21 protein-coding genes and 1 tRNA gene are annotated in these 24,065 nt (G+C 58.5%); 11 read left to right on the forward strand and 11 right to left on the reverse strand.

All coding sequences use genetic code 11. From position 1 onward, the window contains the following. Positions 1-120 precede the first annotated feature (120 nt). The 6 genes from O0880_RS19520 to tssF form a co-directional block, all read right to left on the reverse strand. Entirely contained in the window at positions 121-414 is a 294-nt protein-coding gene (locus O0880_RS19520; RefSeq protein ID WP_289888246.1) for a DUF6396 domain-containing protein, read from the reverse strand. A 30-nt stretch (positions 415-444) separates the two neighbouring features. Further along, entirely contained in the window at positions 445-1,053 is a 609-nt protein-coding gene (locus tag O0880_RS19525) for a hypothetical protein (RefSeq protein WP_289888247.1), read from the reverse strand. Positions 1,054-1,154: 101 nt separating this feature from the next. Then, entirely contained in the window at positions 1,155-3,095 is a 1,941-nt protein-coding gene (locus tag O0880_RS19530) for a phospholipase D-like domain-containing protein (protein WP_289888249.1), read from the reverse strand. Between the two features lie 31 nt (positions 3,096-3,126). Next, a complete protein-coding gene (gene tssI / locus O0880_RS19535; protein WP_289888251.1) occupies positions 3,127-5,958 on the reverse strand; it encodes a type VI secretion system Vgr family protein in 2,832 nt (943 codons plus the stop codon). Continuing rightward, a complete protein-coding gene (gene tssG / locus O0880_RS19540; RefSeq protein WP_289888252.1) occupies positions 5,955-7,040 on the reverse strand; it encodes a type VI secretion system baseplate subunit TssG in 1,086 nt (361 codons plus the stop codon). The genes tssI and tssG overlap by 4 nt, the downstream gene beginning before the upstream one ends. Next, complete coding sequence (gene tssF, locus O0880_RS19545) at positions 7,004-8,830, reverse strand: type VI secretion system baseplate subunit TssF (protein ID WP_289888253.1); 1,827 nt, start codon at positions 8,828-8,830, stop codon at positions 7,004-7,006. The genes tssG and tssF overlap by 37 nt, the downstream gene beginning before the upstream one ends. Before the next feature lie 241 nt (positions 8,831-9,071). Between tssF and tssK the strand changes: the two genes are divergently transcribed. The 3 genes from tssK to O0880_RS19560 all read left to right on the forward strand — a co-directional run bounded on the left by tssK (position 9,072) and on the right by O0880_RS19560 (position 13,519). Next, complete coding sequence (tssK, locus tag O0880_RS19550; RefSeq protein ID WP_289888255.1) at positions 9,072-10,424, forward strand: type VI secretion system baseplate subunit TssK; 1,353 nt, start codon at positions 9,072-9,074, stop codon at positions 10,422-10,424. Between the two features lie 96 nt (positions 10,425-10,520). After that, positions 10,521-12,488: a phospholipase D-like domain-containing protein gene (locus tag O0880_RS19555; RefSeq protein WP_289888257.1), complete on the forward strand. Its 1,968-nt coding sequence runs from the start codon at positions 10,521-10,523 to the stop codon at positions 12,486-12,488. A gap of 2 nt (positions 12,489-12,490) precedes the next feature. Next, positions 12,491-13,519 (forward strand): tetratricopeptide repeat protein, encoded by a 1,029-nt coding sequence (locus tag O0880_RS19560; protein ID WP_289888258.1) that lies wholly within the window; start codon positions 12,491-12,493, stop codon positions 13,517-13,519. A 405-nt stretch (positions 13,520-13,924) separates the two neighbouring features. Here the strand turns inward: O0880_RS19560 and O0880_RS19565 are convergent. Together O0880_RS19565 and O0880_RS19570 are read right to left on the reverse strand one after the other, a co-directional pair. Continuing rightward, positions 13,925-14,001 (reverse strand) — tRNA-Pro (locus O0880_RS19565). A gap of 54 nt (positions 14,002-14,055) precedes the next feature. After that, positions 14,056-16,149, reverse strand: coding sequence for an AsmA family protein (locus O0880_RS19570; protein ID WP_289888259.1), 2,094 nt, complete (start codon positions 16,147-16,149; stop codon positions 14,056-14,058). 136 nt (positions 16,150-16,285) lie between these two features. Here O0880_RS19570 and O0880_RS19575 point away from each other — a divergent pair, with 136 nt between their 5' ends. The 3 genes from O0880_RS19575 to arsH are packed head-to-tail and all read left to right on the forward strand — an operon-like array spanning position 16,286 to position 17,817. After that, entirely contained in the window at positions 16,286-16,642 is a 357-nt protein-coding gene (locus tag O0880_RS19575) for a helix-turn-helix transcriptional regulator (protein ID WP_198043796.1), read from the forward strand. Between the two features lie 14 nt (positions 16,643-16,656). Then, positions 16,657-17,079 (forward strand): arsenate reductase (glutaredoxin), encoded by a 423-nt coding sequence (gene arsC / locus O0880_RS19580; RefSeq protein ID WP_071325176.1) that lies wholly within the window; start codon positions 16,657-16,659, stop codon positions 17,077-17,079. Between the two features lie 9 nt (positions 17,080-17,088). Then, positions 17,089-17,817: an arsenical resistance protein ArsH gene (gene arsH / locus O0880_RS19585; protein ID WP_071325175.1), complete on the forward strand. Its 729-nt coding sequence runs from the start codon at positions 17,089-17,091 to the stop codon at positions 17,815-17,817. A gap of 86 nt (positions 17,818-17,903) precedes the next feature. On the opposite strand, the gene ispB is transcribed toward arsH, so the two are convergent. Beyond that, positions 17,904-18,893, reverse strand: coding sequence for an octaprenyl diphosphate synthase (gene ispB / locus O0880_RS19590; protein WP_071325174.1), 990 nt, complete (start codon positions 18,891-18,893; stop codon positions 17,904-17,906). A gap of 304 nt (positions 18,894-19,197) precedes the next feature. Here ispB and rplU point away from each other — a divergent pair, with 304 nt between their 5' ends. The 5 genes from rplU to proB all read left to right on the forward strand — a co-directional run bounded on the left by rplU (position 19,198) and on the right by proB (position 22,609). Next, positions 19,198-19,509, forward strand: coding sequence for a 50S ribosomal protein L21 (gene rplU, locus O0880_RS19595; RefSeq protein ID WP_038500602.1), 312 nt, complete (start codon positions 19,198-19,200; stop codon positions 19,507-19,509). Positions 19,510-19,549: 40 nt separating this feature from the next. Further along, complete coding sequence (gene rpmA / locus O0880_RS19600) at positions 19,550-19,822, forward strand: 50S ribosomal protein L27 (protein WP_070219281.1); 273 nt, start codon at positions 19,550-19,552, stop codon at positions 19,820-19,822. Positions 19,823-19,931: 109 nt separating this feature from the next. Beyond that, positions 19,932-21,041, forward strand: a complete 1,110-nt coding sequence (gene obgE / locus O0880_RS19605; protein ID WP_071325171.1) for a GTPase ObgE — start codon at positions 19,932-19,934, stop codon at positions 21,039-21,041. Positions 21,042-21,052: 11 nt separating this feature from the next. Continuing rightward, complete coding sequence (locus O0880_RS19610) at positions 21,053-21,463, forward strand: hypothetical protein (RefSeq protein WP_071325170.1); 411 nt, start codon at positions 21,053-21,055, stop codon at positions 21,461-21,463. Positions 21,464-21,490: 27 nt separating this feature from the next. Beyond that, entirely contained in the window at positions 21,491-22,609 is a 1,119-nt protein-coding gene (gene proB / locus O0880_RS19615) for a glutamate 5-kinase (RefSeq protein WP_071325169.1), read from the forward strand. Positions 22,610-22,667: 58 nt separating this feature from the next. Here the strand turns inward: proB and nth are convergent, their stop codons facing one another. Together nth and rsxB are read right to left on the reverse strand one after the other, a co-directional pair. Beyond that, entirely contained in the window at positions 22,668-23,315 is a 648-nt protein-coding gene (gene nth, locus O0880_RS19620; protein ID WP_289888264.1) for an endonuclease III, read from the reverse strand. Then, a complete protein-coding gene (rsxB, locus tag O0880_RS19625) occupies positions 23,312-24,043 on the reverse strand; it encodes an electron transport complex subunit RsxB (RefSeq protein ID WP_289888265.1) in 732 nt (243 codons plus the stop codon). The genes nth and rsxB overlap by 4 nt, the downstream gene beginning before the upstream one ends. Positions 24,044-24,065: the final 22 nt, after the last annotated feature.

The following is a 24,065-nucleotide window of genomic DNA, read 5'->3' on the forward strand; positions in this document are numbered from 1 at the left end:
AAGTAGCTTGAGAGGAAAAAAGCCGCAGTGACGAGCGACGCCAGCAGGACTAGGCAATATAGCCATCGTCGACGAGGGCCGTTTGCAACTGCATGAGATGTGGCGGACATTCAGGTTAGTTCAATACGTGGGTTTGTCGGAGGACTCTGGCTCGACCGCGTCCTCTACACCAGACCAGGGTGGCAATTTCGCAGGAGGTAACGGAAGCACTTGGTCGAGCCTGTTTAGTTTCATGTCAGGATTGATTTTCAATGCTTCGAAAATGGCCCTGTATCGGCTGCCTCGTTCTGGGTCCGGAGCGATCCCAAGCAACTTGAGATTAATCTTCTCCTCCTCACTGGAACTGGGCCAGCTACCATCACCATCGAATAACAGCCACAGAGATGATGCGCATTCTTGACTTCCAAACTTCACTCCCTGCTGATAAATCTTAAAGGCCGATAGTTACTCTTTTTGGATTCTAGCTTTGAGACCTAACCGATAGGCTGCGGGACCATGGCCTTGTTGGAAGGCACATTGCAACATGATTTCTTCATCATTTAACCTACCTTCTCCAGCATAGGCGTCAGCCAAAGCCATCTGAGCTTCCGGGCTACCAAGCTGTGCAGCTCTAAGGTAATATGTCCAAGCTAAATCGACATCGTATGGTGCCCCTCCATAACCATGCTCGTGAGCGACACCGAGGTCGTATAGTCCCCAAGGTTGCATTACCTTGGCTGCCAGGCGGGCGATTTCGACACTCTTATCGGGGGTAGCATCAAGAACATGATTGGATTCGAGAACACCGAGTCCTCGCAGATAAAAATGTGCCATCAGCGCGCGTGCTCCCCAGTCGCCCAATTCGGCTGCTTTTTTTACGTCGGTAAGTATGCGTGAGGTCTCCTCTCGTGTTAATTGCCACGCCATCTTGCTACGCCACACCTTGCGGGCCTCAATATAGAGCTGGTAGGCTACCGGATCGCGGTTTGCAGGCATGTGTTCCTTCCAGTGGCCACATGCGGGTGGCGGGTCAGACAAGCTGAACTTTTTGAATCCATAGGGCAGGGCATGCAAAGCTTGCTCCTTGATATAGTTATTGAGAAGAAATGAGCCAGTAGCCAGCCCCACTAGTAGAGCAGAGGCATATATCCAACGGGTCCGAGCGTTGCTCATGGTTATATGACAGGTGAGCCAGGTTTGCGGTCGACATAGAAGGGAAGCAACTGGTCTGATATTTTGACTCCCGATGATTTGAATCCAAAATTGCTGGATGCTTTCTCTTGCCATTGCGCAAACGCAACCGCCATATCCCCAAACTGCGCCGGCCCCGCCAACCCAGAGCACTGGCTGAACAAATCACAGCGCAATTGAAACGCTACCTCTTTCGCCTCACTCAACACGTTAAGCTCGCTATCTAGAGCCATACTGCGGAGATTCAGGTTGGCAGAGCCTATCGTGAACGCGGCGTCATCCACAATCGTCACCTTGGCGTGGATGTAGATTTCTTCATAGTCCGTCGCTTGCAGCCTGTCTTTGTCTCTGGCGCAAGTCCAAAGCGACCCCATAAAAACGTAGATGCCACGCTCGGCCAGTTCTTCTGCGGTAATCGGCGGTTTGGTCTTTTTCTCCCGCGCCAGCTTCAAAGCCTCTTCGTGCTCCACCTTCATTGTCTCGCTCCTGCCCACCTTGCTGACTACATCGTAGGTCGGCACGTCCATGCCATCATTTTCCGGGGTGGAGGTCAGGATGAATACATATATCGGCTTCAGGTAGCCGGCCGAACGCAGGCGGCCCACGCATTCGATAAGATGCTCCGCCCAGGGCGTGTACTGAAGGTACTGGTTTTGTATGAAGATATAGCGAAGAGTCTGCCGGGTCAGGTTGGCGTAGCATTCCTTAATGGTCTTCTCTGTATGCTGCGGCTCGGTGCGCAGCAGTTGTACATTGTGTAAGCCATTTTGTAGTTTGAATGCGCTCAATGGTATTTTCGCGCGCCGCGCGACGAACTCCGGATCCATCTCATCATGAAGCCAGTCTCGAGCTTTCCTAACGATACGCTTGATTGGCGGATTAAAGAACCAAGCCGTGTCCATGAAGAGAGAGGTAGGCCTGGTTGACTTTTCCCACGCTTGGCAGAAATTATGATTGAGGTCGTAGAGAATCGGACCATGCAAGCGACAGGACACATCCTGATACGGTTTCACCACATGGCTATTTTTGTCGATGTATGATTGGACAAGCCGCTCCTTGGCCGCCTGCTGCAGCGAGCTCAATTGGTATCCTGGACCGGCACTGTCATAACACTCGCCTTCTTTCCATGCCGCCTTCTGTAGCGCCACATGCTCCATGTGGTAGATACGCTCGCGCCTGATGTCGCGGAAGTGGTGCTCTGACGTGTCCCAGAAGTCGGTGACGGAATTATGTCCCATCACGTAACCTATCGCATTGACCGGATTTTCATAGTCAATCAACAGCATTTTCTGGTGGTGCGTGGCAAACGTTTGGGTTACCTGCGCCATAAAACCAGTGGGCGCCAGCTCTCCCGACAATGAATTATTTAATAAATTGACGGGAACTTTGCGCACATGAAAATGAATATTCGGTATCGCGTCGTCGCAAACCTGCGCATACCATTCGGTGTTATAGGCTTGGTGCGATTCGCTAAAGTAACCGCCCTGGGCGCATCCGATATTTGGAAATCGCCTTCCGTAGTAGCCAGGATTGTTTTTCATTACCTTTTGCGTCACGGCGCTGTCGTGCCATACCAGCAAACGAACTTTGACCGGATTGTGTTTGTGCGAGGCAATCTTCTTCAGCAAATCTCCATAACGTATCCCATCCTCGGCGCTCTTCCCACGCACGAGCACCATGCCAGGGTCGAATCCCCATGTGATGATGTCGACGCTATGCTTGGCGCTTTCCAAATCCTTCGCTATTTTTCTAAAGACCGTTTCTCCGCAAATTAATGGTTCAATAAAACAGCGATAACGCGGCGGATGGACGGGATATGGAACATGAACAAACCAAGGCTGTGCGAGACATTGGTAGGGCGCGTCGTTGTCGCGATAGGATAGCGTTTGCTTGTAGAGGTCGACGTTGCTGTTCATGGCACTCATGGTGCATTCCTTTAAAAAGTATGCGATGGCGTCATGCTTCGGATGAATCTCCGCCGTCGTCCAATGCCGGATTTGACAGCACACGACTTTGTTCCAGCGTCGCGTAGCCCTCGTTGGCAGCCCCGCCCGAATTGGCGTACCCGTGGTAGCCGATGCCAGCGCTTATTTCCTGTTTCTCGTCATGTGGGTTCGGCGCGATGGTATAGCGGTTGCCGTTGGGGAGCTCCAACTCGTAGGTGGACTGCTTTTCCAGCTCATGCTGGAAAGTCATGTTGCCATCGTCGTCAAAGACCCCGTGTTCCGTCAGCGCGCCATCCTTATAGAGTTTGTAGGGCAAGCGAGAATTGAGGGCGCCGCCTGCCGCCGGATGGCTGTTCAAATGAAACGTACCAGCTCCCGCAAGCTTGGCCTGCGGCGGTTGCACCTGAGCCATCTGCAGGTTTTTCGGTCCAGGCAGGCTGTGCTTGGCTGCATGCGCGACAAAGGTGCCGTTGGTGCCTTGTTCGATGCCGCCGGCGCTGAATTTGGCATAGCTGCCGCCGCCGTTGATCACTACCTCTTCCTTGGCGCTGATGGTGATGCGGTTGGCCGTGTGCGTGATGTTGAGCTTGGCAAGGATGTTGACGCTGTCTGTCAACGCCCGCACATCGATATCGCCGGCTGCCGCGATCAGCCGCATGCCCGCCTTCTGGACGAACAAACGCAGCGCTTGCCGCACGCTGGCGAACAGGCTGCCGCCGCTGGCGATGGAAAGGTCCTGCCCGGTGGTGATGGCCGTATGCTGATCGCTGGCCAGATGGGTGCTGCCCCGGGTAGTGCTTTCGATGCCAGCGGGACTGGCCAGCACCAGATGTGGTGCGGCCAGTTGGGGAAAGCTCCCTTTGGCGCCTGCGCCGCCCTTGATGCTGTCGTTCTGCGCCTTGATGGCGGCCACCGTCCTGGCCTGATCCTCGCCGTCCTGTGCCCCTGATTGCTGTGCCAGCTTGGCCAGCACTTCCTGCTGGGCATGGGCGGTGCTCAAGCGCAATTGTGTTTCACCCATGTCCTTGATGTGCGAGGCGCCGTTGGGCCGCGCTTCGGTAGTGATCAGCATGCCCCGGTTTGCGCGCGCCACGCCCCAGGCATTGGTCGCCAGCTCCCAGCCTTCGCCGCGCGCATCCATGCGGCCGTCGGACGTTTCAATGCGGGTAATACTGCCCAGCGACAGCTGGCTGTGCTCGTGGTCGCTCTTGAGCTGGGCCTGAAGACAGCCCTTGGTGTCGTCCATTACAAGATGGTTGCTGTTGCCGTCGCCGCCGCTTTTCAATTCGCGGCTGCGCATGCCAGCCAGCGCCCGCTGGGCGGGCAAATGCCAGGGTGGCATGTTGTCGCGGTTGTAAACGACGCCGACGACGATGGGGTGGTCCATATTTCCATCGAGGAAATGCACGACCACCTCCTGACCGATGCGTGGCAGGCACATCTGGCCGAAATACTGGCCGGCCATGGGCATCATGACGCGTATCCAGGGCGAGCTGGCCTGGTCAAATGTACCCAGCCGGTCCCAGTGAAATTGCAGTTTGATACGGGCCAGTTCATCGGTATAAATATCCTCGCCGGGGGGGCCGACGACGATGGCCGTCTGCACGCCGGGATGGTGACACGGCACGCTGTTATGCTGACGCCCCGGCCGCCAGCGTATGTCGCGGCATATGCAGGCGAGCGTGTTGATGTACTCCGACTTGCCATCCGGACCGGCGGGATAATTATTGCTCGCGGTATGTTCGACAGATACGATGAGATAGTCGCGCGCACCGATGTCTGCTTGCCTGTCCTTGCCTGGTGCGGGCGCCCTGACTTGCGCACTGAAGTGGCCTTTCAACTTGAACGTGCGGCCGGGTTGCGCGGCGCGGTCGTTGCCGCCCGCTTCGAAATACTGGGTGCGCTGGTCATGCTCTTCCATGCGGCGCTGCGCCAGGGCCTCGCCGTCACGCAGATTCGGATAGCCGTAGGAACCGGTGTTTTCGTAGAGCTCATAGACGTCCACGTCACCTTGCTCGTTTAGGGAACTCCCATTGACCCGTTGCGCACGAGGGCTCTTGTAGTTGAAACTTGCCAGTGTCAGTTTTCCGGAGCCGAGTTCACGCACCGCTTGCCAGTCGTCAATCCCGTCGGCCTCTTCGGCCCCTGCCTGGGCGCGGAACTGCATCAGGTCAGCTGCATCGGCGACATGGGCGTCGTCTATGGGTTCGGCCAGGGTGGAGTTATCGCTGAGAATCAGCGTGTGGCCGTCGACCCGATGTTCGTAGTGGTAATACAGCCCGGCATCTTCCCAGCGGCGGTGCAGATGGTTGTAGTCCGTCTCGTTATGCTGGTTGGCGCAGCTGAGTTTCCTGTCGTCGTAGCCGGGACCCAGTCTGGTCTTCCAGTCACGCTGGCGATAGTGCCCGAGAGTGGCTTCAGTCAATTCGATGATGCTGCGGTGGTGAAAGGAGACGTTGTCCTTGCGCAGCCTGGCGAAGGCCAGCCAGGGCGACAGCACCATCTCGTAGTAGGCAAAGCCGCCATCGGTGCGCATAAAGCGGAAAGCCCCGACATAACCGTTCAGATAGCGCAGGCTGCCGTTTTCGCGCACCAGTGAAATGGTGACCATCCTTCCCATCATGCTTTTGAGGGAGATACCCGTGTCGTCCGACAAGACTTCGGCCTGAATACGGAAATCGCGCGACAACTCTTCCCGCATCCACATCTTGTTGATCAGCATGACGGTGTTTGCAGGCCCATCCTTCTGCGGGAAGTCCATCCGCATCAGTCGATTGGCCTGCGATTGGGCGCCGAATACGGACAGCGCCGCGATGCCATCGTCCATCGTGTTGCGTATCATGCAGCCTCCTTGAAACGTAGCAAATAGCCGGCGGTGTTTCTGGAAACGTTGCCATCTTGTCGCAGCAGAAAGGCGTCCCAATTCAGGCGTCGCCCCGCACCGGGTTCGCTCGTCAGGATGAGGCGCTGCAGGCACGGCGGTTTGAATAAAATCCGTACCTCGAACTGCAAATTTGGCAATGCGAACATTTTGACCCTTTGCGCCAGCGCTACGGCGGCGCTGCCGCGTGGGAGAAAACGCTCGGCGTCGGCCTTGTCGAGTGGGCCGATGTTCAGCCTGACGCGCAGGTCCCTCCTGCGTAACCGCCCGCCCAGCACTGCGCCGTATCCCAGCTTGGCAACTCCGGCACCGAGCTTGCTGCGTTTGTTTTTCGGGATGAGGTCCCAGGCTTCGACGAAAGGTTCAAGCTCGACAGGTACCCCGAAGTGATGCGTCAACACGCGTGAGACCGAGCTTGCCGCCACTGGCCTGGTGCGCAGCAAGACGGCATGGAACCCCGCCATCTCGTAAGCTGCATCGTCAGTGCCGTCAGGTAGCGCGCCATGGTGGATACCCGCCAGGGCTGTCAACAGCGGCAACTGGCCATCTTTTCCACCCATGTCGAACTGGTGCTCCAGACGATACTTGCCCCAGGCTTGAAAAAACATAGCCATCATGCGCTGGGACAACAAGTCGATAAACGCACGGGCGCTATCATCCCCTTTCCAGCGTTGCGCGGCGACCATTCGCTCCGTGCGATGTAAAGGCATGCCAGCGTTCAGACCAAAGAGCCCCAGGAACGCGGGCGTCAGAAGTATCTTCGCGCCCGGCACCTTCCGCATGGCCTGCAGCAGCTCGATATCGGTCTCGTACCTTGCCGGTTCTGTCCTCAGTGCCTCGATTGGGCTGGCAGGAAAACTCAGCGACAGGCTGTTCTGAAAACGCAGCACATGAGACAGCGCCTGCTCGTCATCGCAACACAGGCCGGTCTGACGCAGCCAGCGTACCAGGATGCGCATGGCCTGGACAAACTGGAACTGCTGGGGTTGATCCATCAGATGCTGGATTACGCTAACTTCAGGTAGCCGCTTCTTGGCTTGCATCGGATCAGTTCCTTATCTGATTGTTTGGATAGAATGACCAATTCGATGAAGCTGTTAACCTGCACATACAGGCCCAGGAACTGGTCGATGACTTCCACGAACAGCAGCAAGCCGCTACCCACAAAAGCTTCTTCGTCGACTGTCATGCGTATTTCGGTTCCGTGCACCAGCGCGGCGCCATGCTTGTGTCGCATCCACGTCACCGCCGCCACCTGTTTCAGGTCGGTGATGCCCTCTATCTGACGCCGTGAAATCGGCGACTGTGGCAGGTCGTACAGGGCCAGAATTTCACGCAAGGCTGGCAGTCCGCCCTGCGACAGTGCATGGTGGTTTACTGTCAGATGGGAAATCAAACGCCATTGCTGGCTTCCTTTGGGAAAGCGGCAGGTGCGGGTCGGCCGGCGCAGAAGGCGAACCGAGTAGCTGTCGGCATCGCGCAGGGGCGTCAGGTCGCCGCCGGCCTGGCCGTATTTCAGCGAGTTGGGCAAGTCACTGTTGGTGCAGCTTAGCGCAATTGACAGGCTCGTCTTTTCGACCTCCATGGGATTGAAGTCGCCGTCAATCAGGGTGATGCGCTTTTCATGGCCGGGGCTGAGGGCAGCCAATTCGGCATCGTGGCGCAGCATCCAGTAATGCCCATTCTTTGCGGTCGCCTCCTCGCCGTGGCGCAGCGAATAAAACGGCCGGAATTCCGTCACCACTTCCTTCTGCCCGCGCCGGCGCACCATCTTGACCGAGTCTATCGAGTACACTTCAAACGATTTCGCGTGTGCGGCGTCCGCCATCACCGCATAATCGGCGGTCAACTGTGTCACGGATATCGGTTGTCCCGGACGCTGGAACAGGTTGACCACCGGACTGCAACCGAGCAGCAAATTCGTCTCCGACAAGCTGGCCAGCATACGGGTGCGGGCGGAATCTGGCCGTAGTCCGGCCAAGGCTACATGGAGCGTAAAGCGGCGACACTCCTGTGGCAGCAGGGGCCGCAATGCCGCCAGGTCGATGTCGAAGAAATTGAACTTTTCCGGAAAAACAAAGTACTCGCTGAGCACCCGGTATGCCACGTGCGAGCGGGCGTCGAACGGGATGAGCGCCTCGTCCTCGGCGAAACCGACCGGCGCAAGTGGCACGGCCGCCAACGGCGTCCAGTGCCCCGGCTCGGCTTCAACATAGGCGCACACGGCGTGCGTGAAGAGTGCGTCGCGCAGGGCCGCGCAAAACGAGGGCTCGCCATCGATGAAGATGCGCAAGAAGGGGAGCTTGGCCGGCACGGCGCCCTCGAGGACGATGCTCAGTGCAGCGCTGGCAGATGCAGGCAGGGCGAGGCTGGACGGGGCGCGTATCACTGCGTCGAAGCGGGCGGCGGCCAGCGTCACCGGCGAGAGCGCAATGGGATAGGCGGTCTTGAAACTGCAGCGTACGCCGTCAACGGCGCCAGAGTCCATCTCGGTACCGCGCGGAATGGCCAGTACCGGTGCTTCGCCCGCCGACTTGATGGAAGGGTAAGTGGCGCACACTATCGCGCAGGAGGGAAATGGTCTGAGGTAGTGCGGAAACAGCGCCTCGAGCAGCGCCTCGGTCAACTCCGGATAGCTGTCGTCCAGCCGTTTCGCCACCCGTGCGGAAAGCAGCGCGACGGACTGTATCAGTTGTTCGATATGCGGGTCAGGGCAGGTATCGTCGCTGAGCTGCAGGGCGCTACCCACCCTCGGATAGCGCTCGTGAAATTCGCGGCCGAGGCGGCGCAGATACATCAGCTCACGCTCGAAGTACGGCAACAAATCCTCCATCACGCTCCCTCATCAGGCTGTTATTGAGCGCCACGGACCAAAGCCGTGTGCAGATGATTAAGTATCAATCAAGTGATGGCGAATATATTGCGGTTGCGCAATGCTGGCGACAGTGGCGGGCTTTGTGCGCTGCCATCGTGGTAATGCTCGGACCTGGCACCTTTTTTTGCGAAAACTCAATGAGTTTCCTCAATGCAGCGTCAAACTCTATTGGCGAGCAATGTATCCCAAGGGAGAGAGCATGAGCATCTCATCAAAAGTTTTGTGGGCCGAAGGCCTTACGCTTGATGCACAGCATTTTCAGCAGTTGGACTTGTATCACGAAACCCGGTTGCGGCATATCGCCTCGGCCATCAATCCCTATGCCTGGGGCGTTCAGCTTGCACGGTGGAGCATTGAAGGCGTGACCAACAACATGCTGTATGCGCAGGCATTGACCCTGATTTTCAAGGATGGGGAAATCTACCAGGCACCGCTGTCCGACGAATTACCCTTGGCGATAGATTTGAGCAAGCTGCCCGCAGATGAGCAAAGCTTTGTTTTTTACGCGGCTCTGCCGGTCATCAATGCACATGGCGGCAATTTGGCCAGTAGCGAGGCGCGGCACGCAGATACCCGTTACTCGTCATTCGACGCACAAACGCTGGACCTCTACACCGATGCGCTCAGCTCCAACGTTTCTTACATGAGAAAAAAACTGCGTTTGCTGGCGCATCTCGAGATGCGCGACGCCTACGACTGTATCCCGGTAGTGAAGGTGCGCCGCAAAGAGGACAGCACCTTTGAAATCGACCCGACCTTCATGGCGCCGAGTCTGTCGGCCGACGTTGATCCCGTGATGCGGGAAATGCTGCGAAGCTTGCTCGTCAAGTTGACCGCCAAAGCCGAGGCACTCTACCGTTTGCAACGGCAACCGCGTGGAAACGCCATTGAGGCTCACAGTGGTGACGTTTCCTCATTCTGGATGCTCAGCACTGTGAGCGCCGCGAACGCATCCCTTGCCCATTGCACCAGATCGGGACACTGCCATCCAGAGCGTCTGTTCGACAAGCTGATGGTAATCGCAGGCGGTTTGATGGCGTTTTCCCGAAAATATTCGGTAGCAGATTTGCCCATCTATGACCATGAGAATCCAGCTCCCGGATTCGATGCGCTGAACGCCATCATTTGTGAATTGCTCGATACGGTGGTTTCGTCGAGATATGTCGTCATTCCCCTGACTTTCGACAAGGAACAAGGCCCGTACCATCAGGGGAAAATTGATGCCACGCTGATGGACCGGAAAGCTGGCTTATATCTTGCCGTCACCGCCAATATGCCTGCACTCAATCTGGTCGCTGAGGTACCGCGTCAGTTAAAAATTGCATCGCCGCACGATATCGAGGCGCTGATTCGCAGTGCCTTGCCCGGACTGCAGTTGGTGCACATGGCTCAGGTGCCGATGGAGGTGCCGGTTCGTCCGAATGCCTATTACTTCTCGATTGATTATCGTAGTGAACTTTACGAGGCGATGATGAAGGCCCAGGCGATAGCCATTTATGCGCCTGGCACCTTCACGGAACTGCGGATGGAGTTGTTCGCCATTACCGATTAGGCGGTCAAATTTTGGGGATACGCACAAGATATCGACGAGTCTGGATATATCTGTGTCCTTGTTTGGAACGTTCGTGATTTTGGCGATATCCGAAGCATGAGGCCATCACTTTCCCAAGGAGTGCACCATGAGTGGCATGAACAGCAACTAGGGCTCTACGAACAAACGCTGTCCTATCGCGATAACGATGTTCCCCGCCAATGCCTTGCACAGCCCTGGTTTGTTCATGTTCCCTATCCCATCCATCCACCGCGTTATCGCTGTTTTATCGAACCATTGATTTGCGGAGAAGATGTCTTTCGAAAAATAGCCAAGGATTTGCAGCGCGCCAGGCATAGCGTCGACATCATCACATGGGGATTCGATCCCGGCATGGTACTGGTGCGTGGCAAAAGTGCCGAGGATGGCGTGCGTTATGGAGACCTGTTGAAAATAATTGCCTCGCGCAAAACTGATCCGGTCAAAGTTCGTTTACTGATATGGCATGACAGCGTCGCAACGCAAGTGATCATGAGGAACAATCCAGGTTACTACGGTGGACGATTTCCCCACATCGGATGCGGAAAAAGCGGTTACTTCAGTGAATCCCATCAAGCCTATAACGCTGAATGGTATGCGCAGGTGGGCAGCGGCGAAGTACCGAACATCCACATTCACGTTCGCAGCGTTCCAATAAGCCTACTAGAACAATCATTGACGGGAGAAGTGGCCTCCAATGGCTTTATGGCACAGGTTACCAAAAGGTTTGCCACACATCACCAGAAAATGCTGTTGATTGACTATGAAACTCCCGTCAATGCGACAGGTTATGTGATGGGACATAATTCGGTCACCGATTTCTGGGATACGGCAGAGCACCACTTCCGCGACATCAGGCGGGAACGCATCTACCACATGGAGCATGTGAAACTGCAAAATGCTGCCTGGAAAGAGGGTGAATGCTATGACGGGGCCAGCTCGGGATATCGATTGAACTCAGGACAGCAGGCGGCCAAAGAGCGCCTCGTACAGTCATACATCGAAAAAAACAGCCATGTGGTGAAACCATATCAGGATGTATCTTGCCGCCTGCATGGCCCGATTTTATATGACCTCAATCATAATTTTTGCCAGGCCTGGGAAAAGTCCACCAGACCTCCCTCGCTCTTCATGGACACAGCGTGGCTTCTTGTTCCGCCAGTCTGGTTCGCCAAGCAGATCGGGAACTGGATTCATAACAAGATGGATGCAGACTTCATTGCGCGGCGCGCGAAGATACCATGGAGCGCGTTCAAACTCCAAAACGGGCAGCATAATGTACAACTGCTGCGCACCGAGCCGCAGCATGCCGAGAAGAGCATCAAGGAATGCTACGCCAACCTGACTCGGCAAATGCTTCGCTACATCTTCATACAGAACCAGTACATTCAGTACACGCCTTGGGCGGAGCATCTTATCGAGTGCGTTGGTCGCCTGCGTTCGGCCGGCTACATGAAGCCGATTCATGTATTCATCCTGACTTCCACGCCGGAAGACAAGGGAATGGACTATCCGACTTACGACGTGGCCAGCCGGGTGGGCAGGAGCGAGGCGATGAAGGTAGAGCATGAAGATGCCATGGAACTGGCTCGACAGGGGAGGGGGGATCAGCCCATTACTCCGGCTAAGCTTCAAAAGCAGGGAATCAATGTCTTCATGGGTTCCCTGTGGACGTGCGCACAAGGCGAAGAGAGGTTGCGAGCGGAGGATTACGAGGAAATCTACATCCATGCCAAGGTAGCGGTCGTCGATGACGCCGCGTTCACCATCGGCTCGGCCAACCTGAATCTGCGCAGCATGGCGCTTGACAGCGAACTCAACGTGTTGAGTGAGGCGAAGGACGTGGCGTTTCAATTGCGCTGTGATTTGTTCAGCCAGTGCTCCGGGATAGCGGGACCGGCGCAGTTTGGGGATATGCAGGAAACGTTCAAGCAATGGACAAAAATTGCTTCCAATAATTTTTTTTCAAGAACATCGGGAACGAGATTAAAGAGTCAGTTGAGTCCCTTCTATGTCGACCGCAAGCCTGGTTCACCTGTCATATAGCCATGAGCAACGCGCGGACACGGTGGATATATGCCTTTGCTCTACTAGCGGGACTGGTTATTGGCGCATTTTCTCTCAATAACTATATCAAGGAGAAAAATTTGCATACCCTGCCCTATGGATTCCATAAGTTCAGTCTGTCTGATCCGCTTCCTGCGTGTGCTCGTTGGAAGGAACATATGCCGGCAACCCGCGACCCGGTAGCCTACCAGCTCTACATCGAGGCTCGCAAGGTATGGCGCAGCAAGATAGAGTGGCAACTCACGCACGAGGAGGCGACGCGAATTCTCACCGATGTGAGAAAAGCCGCCGACTTGGGGGACTGGGGTGCCCGCGCACTGATGGCCCATTTTTTTCTCGAAGGCCTGGGGCCGCTTGCATCGAATGAGGTGCTCAAGCCTGACGCGTATAAAGCGGTTGAAATCGCCCGCGTGGCGGCCAAGGCGATGCAACCTTGGGGCCTGTATGACCTCGGCGTAGCACATGAGCACGGCTATGGAGGGGCACACTACGATGTCGATTTGGCTTGGGCATACTATCTGAGGGCGGCCCAGCTCGGTAGTCCGGAGGCACAGATTGCGCTGGCTCAAGCATATAGCGAAGCAGGTCGCCAGGACGATGCGGTAATTATGCTGCAATGTGCATATCAACAGGGACACGCTGCTGCTGCCTATAACTTAGGTATTCAAGCAGAAGTTAAAAAACGTTATAAAGAGGCACTAGACTTATACCAAAATGGTACAAAATTTGGAAGTCGGGACTGTGCCGCCGCACTGGAGTTAATTTTTACGGATGGACATGGGCCTAACGCTGATGACGAAGACAAGGCTGGTTTTAAACTGCTCGGCATTAAGGCTGATGCGTCGAGAAAAGATCGGTACAACGCTATTTACGACGCGTTGCAAATCAATCCCGACCTGAAGCTGAGTAGGCTAGACCTGGTACTCCCCTTGCCTCCGGCAGAGTTACCTCCCTGGTCCGGTATCCAGGATGCGGTCGAGCCAGAGTCCCACGACAAGCCTGCGTACTGAGGGACACCCATGCCCGTCCAGTATCTCGCAACAGCAAACAGCACTTGTCGACGCAGGATATATTTCGTTGTCCTGCTCGTGGCGCTAGTCACTTGGCTTTTTATGCGCAACTATTTGCAGGAACTCCCCTTGCTTGCTCTGCCATAGGGATTTAGAAATTTTGGCTTGAACGATCCGCTGCCAGCGGATGCTCGTTGGAGGGATCATATGTCGACAACCCGCGATCCGGCAGCAAATCCAACCATGTTCTTGATGCCGCCCCTGACAGGAGCGTCGCAATCGCTCGTGTGGTGGCCAAGGCGATGCAACCCTTGGGGCTGTATGACCTCGGCGTCGCGCATGAGCACGCTTATGGAGGTGCGTACTAAACGATAAATTAACGTGGACTTACTACCTTGGGGTAGCTGGTCGGGGTGAGAGGATTCGAACCTCCGGCCTCTGCGTCCCGAACGCAGCGCTCTACCAGGCTGAGCCACACCCCGCATAGTCGTATTACAGCAGATGGCGGGGCGGCTTTCAAGCGGTTGCGTCAAGGTCTATTTCTTTTCCTGCTGGGCTTTCCTGATGTCCGCTGCGCTGACCTTTTTCGCCGGTGCATTCGTCGTCGGCGCGGTGGGATTTTTTCGCGTGGCGTTCGCCTGGGCCATGACGGCGGCGCAGTCCGTGTCGGGCGCCTTGTCGACGTTGACTAACGGCAACAGGGCGGCCAGCGGCGTGACGACGGTGGCCAGGGCGACGGCGGCGCCCGCCTTCAGGGCCAGCGGGCCTTTTTGCGGGCCCACGTCCGGGTTCTTGAACGTGCCTTTCGCGTACAGCGGCGTGCGCAGGGTGATGATGCGGGCGCCCTTGGTGCGCGGGCGCACGTCGAGGTCCAGGGTTTCCTGCGCCAGGTTGACGTTGCCCGTCACATTCACGACGGCCGTATCCGTGTCGAGCACGAAACGGCGCACGTTCGCCAGGCCGTTCGTGACGGCGAAATCGCTGGCCAGGCAGTTCAGGTGCACCTGCTTGTCGCCGAAGATCTTCACGAAGACGGCATTGGCCAGGTTCAGGCCGGCCAGTTCCAGCATGAACTGGCTGACGGAGCCTTCGCTGACGGTGGCCGCCAGTTCGCCATTCGCGCTGGCCAGCATGGCCGAGATGGAATTGCCGTGGCCGGTGAGCGCCGCGTCGCCATACACTTCACCGTAGCTGGCCTGCATCGATTGCAGCTTGGGAAACAGTTCGCGTATCTTGAGGTGGCGCGCGGCCACCTTGGCTTGCGCGGCGATGGTTTTCTGGCGGCCGTCGAGCGAAATATTCGAGGTGATGTCGCCGCCGGCCATGCCGAAGTTGAGCGGCGTCAAGCTCAGCACCTTGTCCTTCATGTGGATGTCGGCGACGATGTCGGTCAGGGGAATGTCGTGCGTGCGCACCAGCTTCTTGCCCGTGAATTTCACGTCGGCATCGAGCGCATCCCATTTGGCCGTATTGAACTGTTCCACCGGCAAGGCCTTGCTGTCCGGCTGCACGGGGGCCTTGCCGCGCGCCTGTTTCTGCGCGTTGCTGTCGGCGCCGATGGTGGGGCCCAGGTCTTCCAGGCGCAGTTGCTGCGACGTCACTTCGCCGCGCAGCAAGGGACGTGGCTGGCGCGGCAGGTATTGCAGGGTGCCGGCCAGATCGCTCTTGCCCACCGTGCCCTTGAAGTTTTGATAGGTCCAGTTCCAGATATCGCCTTCCTTCTTGCCCAGCAGCCGTCCCCTGGTGGTGTAGTCCGGGGTTTCCGGCAGCAGCACGCCTGTCAGCGGGTAGAGATCGGCCATGCTGGCGCCGGCAAGGCTCAGCTGCAAGTCGATGCCGGACAGCGAACGCGGGTCTGTCAGCGTGCCATCGATGCTGGCCTTGTTCTTGCCCAGCACGGCCTGGGCCTGTACGGGATAGACAGTGTTGTTATCGGTCAATGACAGCACGGCGCCCGCCTTGCCGCCGCCCGTGACGGGCGCCTTGCGGTAGCTGCCGCCCAGAATGAAGGCGATGCCGTACTTTTCCACGGGCGCGCTTCCTGGCGCGTCACCCGGCGTGGCGTCGGGCGCCGTCGAACTGACCTTGGCGCGCAGGTCCAGTGCGATGCCTTCGTCGAGGTAGCGGATGGCGCCGTCGCCAAAGGCCATGCGCTGGATTTCCACCTCCCATTGCGACGGGCCATTATCCTTGAAGGTCCAGCTATTGCTGCCATCGGCACGCCGCTGCAGGGCGATCTGCGGCGCGTCCAGCGCCAGGTCCGTCAGTACCACCTTGTGCTGCAGCAGCGGCAGCGGATGGATGGCCACGTCGATGCGCTTGGCGCTGGCCAGTTGCGGGCCGGCCGTGACCCAGTCCGGGTTGCTCATGCGCACGTCCTGGGCGCTGATGACGGGACGTGGCACGTAGCGGCGCCAGCCCGGTTCCGTCTTCAAGCCCTGTTTCCATTGCACCTGCAAGTCGCCGGCGATGACGAATTCACGCCCCGTGCTGTCCGATACTTTCTGGTTGATGTAGGGGCGGGCGCGGTTCCAGTCGAAGGTCAGCACGACGATCACGAGCAGGGCCGCCAGTGCCAGCAGGGTGGCCAGGCTCCAGCCGAGGATTTTGAGCGGGGTTGAGCGTGTCATAGTAAGCCGATCACATTGATTTTTTCATCAATGTAGACCGATTGCCGATGCCGGTCGGTGCGCTGGGTTACGTAAGCATCTGCCGTAAAAATCGCCATGGCTGGCATTGATTCCATAATTCGAGTATTATTGAATTATGGAAAATGAAAACACAGTCGCGACGCAAGCGACACCGCTGACGAGCACGGCCGCCATCGCGGCGCTGGCCGCGCTGGCGCAGGAATCGCGGCTGGCCGTCTTCCGCCTGCTGGTGCAGACGGGGCCGCAAGGCCTGGCCGCCACGAAAATCGCCGAGGCGCTGGCCATCGCGCCGTCATCGCTGTCGTTTCACTTGAAGGAATTGGCGCATGCCAAGCTGGTGACGGCGAGCAAGGCAGGGCGTTCCATCATCTACACGGCCAATTACGCGGGCATGAACGGGCTATTGGCTTTCCTGACGGAAAACTGCTGCGCGGGCGCGCCCTGCTGCGTGCCGGACACCACCACTTTATAGAAGGACATCACGACATGACGATCACGATTTATCACAATACGGCGTGCGGCACCTCGCGCAACACCCTGGCGCTGATCCGCAATACGGGCGTCGAGCCCGTCATCATCGATTACGTCAAGAACCCGCCGTCGCGCGAGGAGCTGCTGGACCTGATCGCCCGCGCCGGCCTCTCCGTGCGCGCCATCATGCGCGACAAGGGGGCCCTGTACGAGGAACTGGGCCTGGCCAATGCGGATTTGCCCGATGCGGTCCTGCTCGACGCCATGCAAGCCCATCCGATCCTCATCAACCGCCCCATCGTCGTCACGGAACTGGGCGTGCGCCTGTGCCGGCCGTCGGAAAAGGTGCTGGACATCCTGCCGCTGCCGCAGCAGGGGGCATTTGCCAAGGAAGACGGCCAACCCGTGGTGGGCGCCGACGGCAAGCCGGTGGCTTGAGGGGGAAGCATGGAGGATCTGCCGAATATCAGCGCCGCCCACCTGGACGTGCCCAGCCTGGACAAGCTGGCGCCAGCACAGCTGTCGACGCATGCGCCGCGCATCTTGCTACTGTACGGTTCGCTGCGCGAGCGCTCGTACAGCAAGCTGATGACCCTGGAGGCGGAGCGCATCCTGCGCCATTTCGGCGCCGACACGCGCGTGTTCGATCCGCACGGCTTGCCCATGGTCGACAGCGTGTCGCCCGAGCATCCGAAAGTGCAGGAGCTGCGCGAACTGTCGCTGTGGTCGGAAGGGCAGGTGTGGTGCAGTCCCGAACGCCATGGCGCCATGACGGGCGTGTTCAAATCGCAGATCGACTGGCTGCCGCTGGAAACGGGGAGCGTGCGTCCCACGCAGGGACGGACCCTGGCCGTGATGCAGGTATCGGGCGGCTCGCAATCGTTCAACGCCGTCAACGGCTTGCGCGTGCTGGGACGCTGGATGCGCATGGTCACGATTCCGAACCAGTCGTCGGTGGCCAAGGCGTATCAGGAATTCGACGATGACGGCCGCATGAAGCCGTCGCCGTACTACGAACGCCTGGTCGACGTGATGGAGGAATTGTACAAATTTACCTTGCTGGTGCGCGACCGCCGCGATTACCTGGGCAGCCGCTACAGCGAGCGGCTGGAAGCGGAGCCGGCCATCGTGCGCGCATTGGCGGGCGCGGCCATGGAGCATGAGAGCAAGCAGTAAATAGCAGATGGCGAGCCGCAAATAATGACAAGCAATAAAAAACGGCGCCACTGGCGCCGTTTTTTATGGAGGCTGGTCAAACGCGATCAGTGATTGCGGTCCACGGCAAACGAGCACAGTTGCAGCATGGATTGCTTGTAGACACTGTCGGGCCAGCCGGCGATGGCATCGGCGGCGCGCTGGCCGGCGATTTCCGCCTGCTGGCGCGTGTAGTCGAGCGCGCCGCTGCTGGTGATGGCGGCCAGGATGGCGTCGAAATGCTGTTCGTCGCCCTGTTCGATGCAGCTGCGCACCAGTTCACGCTGTTCCGGCGTGCCGTTTTCCATCAGCCAGATCAACGGCATGGTCGGTTTGCCTTCGCGCAAGTCGTCGCCCACGTTCTTGCCGATTTCGGTGGCGTCGCCTGCATAGTCGAGCACGTCGTCGATCAGCTGGAAGGCCGTGCCCAGCGAGCGGCCGTATTCGGCAGCCGCTTCGATGTCGTTTTCGCTGGCGCCGGCGATCAGGGCGCCCAGTTGCGCCGATGCTTCGAACAGTTTCGCCGTCTTCGAGCGGATGACGTTCAGGTAGCTCTCTTGCGTCACGTCGGGATCGTGCATGTTCAGCAACTGCAGCACTTCGCCTTCGGCGATCACGTTGGTGGCGTCGGACAGGATTTGCATGACGCGCATATTATTCAGCGAGACCATCAGCTGGAACGAGCGCGAGTGCAGGAAGTCGCCCACCAGCACCGAGGCCGCATTGCCGAACAGGGCATTGGCCGTCTGGCGCCCGCGGCGCATCGACGATTCATCGACGACGTCATCGTGCAGCAGGGTGGCGGTGTGGATGAATTCGACCACGGCGGCCAGCTCATGGTGCGCCGTGCCGCGATAGGCGTGGGCATTGGCCACCAGCAAGATCAGCACGGGGCGGATGCGTTTGCCACCGGCGCTGATGATGTATTCGGCGATCTGGTTGATCAGAATCACATCGGAATGCAGTTTTTGGCGGATCACCGTATTGACTGCGTCCATATCGGCGGCAATCGTTTGCACGATGGTGTTTTGGTTAACGTGTTTGTTAGCGTCAGACAAGGCGAACCTGCAATAGATTGTGGGTGCCGAGATTATACGACATGGCTTGCACGCGCGTGATGTTTGCCTATGACTGTAGAGCAATTGATTGTGCTTGTTGTCATGGGCGCGGCTTTTCCTGTCCGCCTTGCGCAAGCCTGACATGATGTCCAGGTTGTCGACATACCACGATCATCGGCCTTTGTGAATAGTTTTTGACGCAATTTCACAGGCCATGTATAATTGCAGGTTCCCCCTGTTGTGTACGGCTTGCTTTGCAGAGCGGTGGGACAAATTCTTTCAACATTTGATGAGGTTTCAAATCATGTACGCGGTCATAAAAACCGGTGGCAAACAATACAAAGTTGTCGCTGGCGAAAAACTTAAAGTAGAACAGATACCGGCAGACATTGGTTCCGAAATCACCATCGATCAAGTTCTCGCAGTAGGCGCGGGCGACACCATTAAATTTGGTGCGCCATTGGTCGAAGGTGCAACGGTACTGGTTACGGTTGTGGCGCATGGTCGCCATGATAAGGTCAAAATTTTCAAGATGCGTCGTCGTAAGCACTACCAAAAGCATCAAGGCCATCGCCAGAATTTTACCGAAATCCAAATCGTTTCGATCAACGGCTAATCGCCGCTGTTTGAATTAATCAGCTATCAAGGAGTCTTAAATGGCACATAAAAAAGGCGGCGGCACAACGCGAAACGGCCGTGATTCAGAATCAAAGCGTCTGGGCGTTAAAGTCTACGGCGGCCAAGCTATCAATGCTGGCGGCATCATCATTCGTCAACGCGGCACCCCAGTGCGCGCCGGCGAAGGCGTAGGCATGGGCAAGGACCACACTCTGTTCGCGTTGATCGCTGGCAAAGTGAAGTTCGTTGTCAAAGGTGCTGGCTCGAAGCAATTCGTGACCGTTGTACCAAACGAAGCAGTACCAGCGTAATTCATCGCGGAGCGCATGCTCCGCTGTGATCGCATGATGTAAGGCGCAAGCCTTCAATCGAAAGGCTCTGCCCAAGGTAGAGCCTTTTTAGTTTTATGGCGGCAAAATTATGAAGTTTATCGACGAAGCAAAAATCGAAGTCATCGCGGGCGATGGCGGCAACGGCTGCGCCTCTTTCTGCCGTGAAAAATTCCGGCCTTTCGGCGGTCCCGATGGCGGCGATGGCGGCAAGGGCGGGTCCATCTGGGCCGTCGCCGACCGCAATATCAACACGCTCGTCGATTTCCGTTTCTCCAAAATGCACAAGGCTCGCAATGGCGAGCCTGGCCGTGGCGCAGATTGCTATGGCAAGGGCGCGGATGACATCCACCTGCGCATGCCCGTTGGCACCTTGATCATCGACAACGCGAGCGGCGAAATCCTGGCCGATTTGACCGAACACGGCCAGATCGAACTGCTGGCCAAGGGCGGCGAAGGCGGCTGGGGCAATATCCACTTCAAGTCCTCGACCAACCGCGCGCCGCGCCAAAAAGGCGAAGGCAAGGAAGGCGAACGCCGCGAACTGCGCCTGGAACTGAAAGTGCTGGCCGACGTGGGCCTGCTGGGCATGCCGAACGCCGGCAAGTCGACGTTCATTTCGGCCGTCTCGAACGCGCGCCCGAAAATTGCCGATTATCCCTTCACCACCCTGCACCCGAACCTGGGCGTCGTGCGCGTGTCGCACGAGAAGAGCTTTGTGATCGCCGATATTCCCGGCTTGATCGAAGGCGCTTCCGAAGGCGCGGGCCTGGGCCATCAATTCCTGCGCCACTTGCAGCGTACGGGTCTGCTGTTGCACATCGTCGACCTGGCGCCGTTTGAAACCAATGTCGATCCTGTCAAGGAAGCCAAGGCGCTGGTCAAGGAATTGAAGAAATATGACGAGTCGCTGGTCGACAAGCCGCGCTGGCTGGTGTTGAACAAGCTCGACATGGTGCCGGAAGAAGAGCGCAAGAAGATCGTCAAGGACTTCCTCAAGCGTTTCGCCTGGAAAGGTCCCGTTTTCGAGATTTCCGCGCTGAACCATCAAGGTTGCCCGGAACTGGTGAATGCGATTTACCAGCATCTGGAAGAGAAAAAACACAGCGAAAGCCGTGCCGAAGAAACGCAGATGACCGAAGAAGCACGCGGTATCTCGTCGATCGACCCGGATGATCCGCGTTTCAAGATTCTCGACTAAGCGTTACCCTGATGTCGGTACAGACGGCCGCTGTCGCGCCAGCGCGCAAGCAAGCGTGGCAGCGCCGTGTATTGCATCTGATCGCGTATGCTTACGGGCTGAGCGCGGTCGCCTGCCTGCTGTTCGCCGACGAGATGGCGGCCGGCATGGGCATCTTCCTCAATGGCGTCAACGGCTACAGCCAGTTCTACGCTTCCCATGTCGGTGTCTGGGGCGCTACCGCGCTCCTGGCGCTGTTCGCGGCACGGCAGGGCGAACCGCCCGTCTTCAGCGATATCACTGCAATGTTGGTCCTGGCGCAGCCCGCCGGCCGTTTATTCGCGGCCATCAGCTTCGGCTTGCCCCAGGGTTTTGTGTTGTTCATGTGCGCAATGGAACTGCTGGCGGGGCTGCTCTTGCTGCTGCTGCGTCCTGCGCGCTGACGTTTATTAAGTGAAGAGCGCCGCCCCATGGATTCCGTGATTCAAAAAGCTACCCGCATCATCATCAAAGTCGGCTCCTCGCTGGTCACCAACGACGGCCGCGGACTCGACCATGCCGCCATCGCGCGCTGGGCCGCGCAGATAGCCGGCTTGCGTGCGCTGGGCAAGGAAGTCGTGCTCGTCAGCTCCGGCGCCATCGCCGAAGGCATGCTGCGCCTCGGTTTCGAGCAGCGCCCCACCGATATCCACGAATTGCAGGCGTGTGCCGCCGTGGGTCAGATGGGCCTGGCGCAAATCTATGAAAGCAGCTTCCGCGCCCACCAGCTGGGCACGGCGCAGGTGCTGCTCACGCACGCCGACCTGGCCGACCGCGAACGCTACCTGAACGCCCGCTCCACCCTGACGACGCTGCTGCGCCTGGGCGTGGTGCCGATCATCAATGAAAACGACACGGTCGTCACCGATGAAATCAAGTTCGGCGACAACGACACCCTGGGCGCGCTGGTCGCCAACCTGATCGAGGCCGATGCGCTCGTCATCCTGACGGACCAGCACGGCCTGTTCTCGGCCGACCCGCGCAAGGACCCCAACGCATACCTGATCACGCAGGGCATCGCCGGCGATCCGGCCCTGGAAGCGATGGCCGGCGGCGCCGGCAGCAGCCTGGGGCGCGGCGGCATGCTGACGAAGATCCTCGCCGCCAAGCGCGCCGCCAAGTCCGGCGCCCACACGATTATCGCCTGGGGCCGCGACAGCGACGTGCTTAGCCGTCTCGCCCAGGGCGAGGCGATCGGCACGGAATTGCGGGCGCAAACGGGGCAGTTGACGGCGCGCAAGCAGTGGATGGCCGATCACCTGCATACGGCCGGCGCCGTCGTGCTCGACGCGGGCGCCGTGCAAAAGCTGCGCCAGGAAGGCAAGTCCCTGCTGCCGATCGGCGTGACGGGCGTGAATGGCGAGTTCGGCCGTGGCGCCGTGATCACCTGCGTCGATGCCGCCGGCGTGCCCGTGGCGCGCGGCCTGTCGAACTACACGAGCGGCGAAGCGCGCCGCATCATGCGCAAACCTTCCACGGAAATCGAGGCGATTCTCGGCTACATGGAAGGCCATGAGCTGATTCATCGCGACAATATGGTCTTGCTGTAAGCGCTTACTTGCAGGCAGCACGATGTCAAAACGGCCCTTGCGGGCCGTTTTTTTTGCCTTACACCACGGCCGGCATCGGCGACTTGTCCTTGTAATCGCACAGGTCGGCGATCATGCAGTTCCAGCATTGCGGCTTGCGCGCCGTGCACGTGTAGCGGCCATGCAGGATGAGCCAGTGGTGGGCGTCGTGCAGGAATTCCTTGGGGATGAATTTCAGCAGCTTCTGCTCGACGATATCGACATTCTTGCCCGGCGCGATACCCGTGCGGTTCGAGACGCGGAAGATATGCGTGTCGACGGCCATGGTCGGTTCGCCAAACGCCGTGTTCATCACCACATTGGCCGTCTTGCGGCCCACGCCCGGCAGCGCTTCCAGCGAGGCGCGGTCGCGCGGCACTTCGCCGCCGTGCTGCTCGAGCAGGATCTGGCAAGTGGCGATGACGTTCTTCGCCTTGGTGCGGAACAGGCCGATGGTGCGGATATAGCTTGCCAGCTCGTCGACGCCCAGCGCCAGCATCTGGGCCGGCGTATTGGCGACCGGATACAGCAGCCGCGTGGCCTTGTTGACGGACACGTCCGTCGCCTGCGCCGACAGCAGCACGGCGATCAGCAGTTCGAACGGCGTCGTGTATTCGAGTTCCGTTTTCGGGGAAGGGTTGGCGGCGCGAAAGCGCGTAAAGATTTCCAGGCGTTTGGCAGCGTTCATGCGTCTTTTTTCGGGGTGGTAGGGGCTGGCTGGGAGGTGTCCGTGCTGGCGGCCGCGGCCTTGGCGCGCGCGCGCTCCATGGCGGCGGCGATGATGGCGCGCTTGCGTTCCTTTTCCGCCTGTTCGTCGGGCGTGACGGGGACTTCCTGCGTCACTTCCCGCATCTTGGCGACGGCCTTGGCGGCCAGGCGCGCCTCGTTTTCCTCTGTTTCGCGGCGCAGGCGCTGCGTGCGGAAATCGTGGCGCGCGCGCGCGTCGTCCGCCTCCATCTGGCTCCAGGCATCCCAGCCCGTGGCGTCGCCGCTGACGGGGTACATGACGATGCAGTCGACGGGGCAGGGCGCCACGCACAGGTCGCAGCCCGTGCACAGGCTGCTGACCACCGTATGCATCTGCTTGGCGGCGCCGACGATGGCGTCCACGGGACAGGCCTGGATGCACAGGGTACAGCCGATACACAGCGATTCGTCGATATAGGCGACGGATCGCGGACGTTCGAGGCCGTTGACGGGATTGAGCGGAATGACTTTTTTGCCCAGCAAGCTGGCCAGGCGCACGATGCCTTGCGCGCCGCCGGGCGGGCACTGGTTGATGTCGGCATTGCCGGCGGCGATCGCTTCCGCATACGGGCGGCAGCCGTTGTAGCCGCATTTGGTGCACTGCGTCTGCGGCAGCACATCTTCGATCTGGTCGGCAAGTGAGGGAGGGGCAGGGTGCGGCACGGTCATCTTCCACGGTAAAACGCCATTA

This window comes from Janthinobacterium sp. SUN118, assembly GCF_030397695.1.
Taxonomy (GTDB): domain Bacteria; phylum Pseudomonadota; class Gammaproteobacteria; order Burkholderiales; family Burkholderiaceae_D; genus Janthinobacterium.

What these genes read in the sequence shown, in the direction of transcription:
- arsH (WP_071325175.1), top strand. Translation starts at nt 17,089, where the DNA reads ATGGAGGATCTGCCGAATATCAGCGCCGCCCACCTGGACGTGCCCAGC.
- O0880_RS19610 (WP_071325170.1), top strand. Translation starts at nt 21,053, where the DNA reads ATGTCGGTACAGACGGCCGCTGTCGCGCCAGCGCGCAAGCAAGCGTGG.
- tssF (WP_289888253.1), bottom strand. Translation starts at nt 8,830, where the DNA reads ATGGAGGATTTGTTGCCGTACTTCGAGCGTGAGCTGATGTATCTGCGC.
- proB (WP_071325169.1), top strand. Translation starts at nt 21,491, where the DNA reads ATGGATTCCGTGATTCAAAAAGCTACCCGCATCATCATCAAAGTCGGC.
- tssI (WP_289888251.1), bottom strand. Translation starts at nt 5,958, where the DNA reads ATGATACGCAACACGATGGACGATGGCATCGCGGCGCTGTCCGTATTC.
- rpmA (WP_070219281.1), top strand. Translation starts at nt 19,550, where the DNA reads ATGGCACATAAAAAAGGCGGCGGCACAACGCGAAACGGCCGTGATTCA.
- O0880_RS19555 (WP_289888257.1), top strand. Translation starts at nt 10,521, where the DNA reads ATGAGGCCATCACTTTCCCAAGGAGTGCACCATGAGTGGCATGAACAG.
- O0880_RS19570 (WP_289888259.1), bottom strand. Translation starts at nt 16,149, where the DNA reads ATGACACGCTCAACCCCGCTCAAAATCCTCGGCTGGAGCCTGGCCACC.
- obgE (WP_071325171.1), top strand. Translation starts at nt 19,932, where the DNA reads ATGAAGTTTATCGACGAAGCAAAAATCGAAGTCATCGCGGGCGATGGC.
- rplU (WP_038500602.1), top strand. Translation starts at nt 19,198, where the DNA reads ATGTACGCGGTCATAAAAACCGGTGGCAAACAATACAAAGTTGTCGCT.
- tssK (WP_289888255.1), top strand. Translation starts at nt 9,072, where the DNA reads ATGAGCATCTCATCAAAAGTTTTGTGGGCCGAAGGCCTTACGCTTGAT.
- O0880_RS19530 (WP_289888249.1), bottom strand. Translation starts at nt 3,095, where the DNA reads ATGAGTGCCATGAACAGCAACGTCGACCTCTACAAGCAAACGCTATCC.
- O0880_RS19560 (WP_289888258.1), top strand. Translation starts at nt 12,491, where the DNA reads ATGAGCAACGCGCGGACACGGTGGATATATGCCTTTGCTCTACTAGCG.
- nth (WP_289888264.1), bottom strand. Translation starts at nt 23,315, where the DNA reads ATGAACGCTGCCAAACGCCTGGAAATCTTTACGCGCTTTCGCGCCGCC.
- tssG (WP_289888252.1), bottom strand. Translation starts at nt 7,040, where the DNA reads ATGCAAGCCAAGAAGCGGCTACCTGAAGTTAGCGTAATCCAGCATCTG.
- rsxB (WP_289888265.1), bottom strand. Translation starts at nt 24,043, where the DNA reads ATGACCGTGCCGCACCCTGCCCCTCCCTCACTTGCCGACCAGATCGAA.
- O0880_RS19575 (WP_198043796.1), top strand. Translation starts at nt 16,286, where the DNA reads ATGGAAAATGAAAACACAGTCGCGACGCAAGCGACACCGCTGACGAGC.
- arsC (WP_071325176.1), top strand. Translation starts at nt 16,657, where the DNA reads ATGACGATCACGATTTATCACAATACGGCGTGCGGCACCTCGCGCAAC.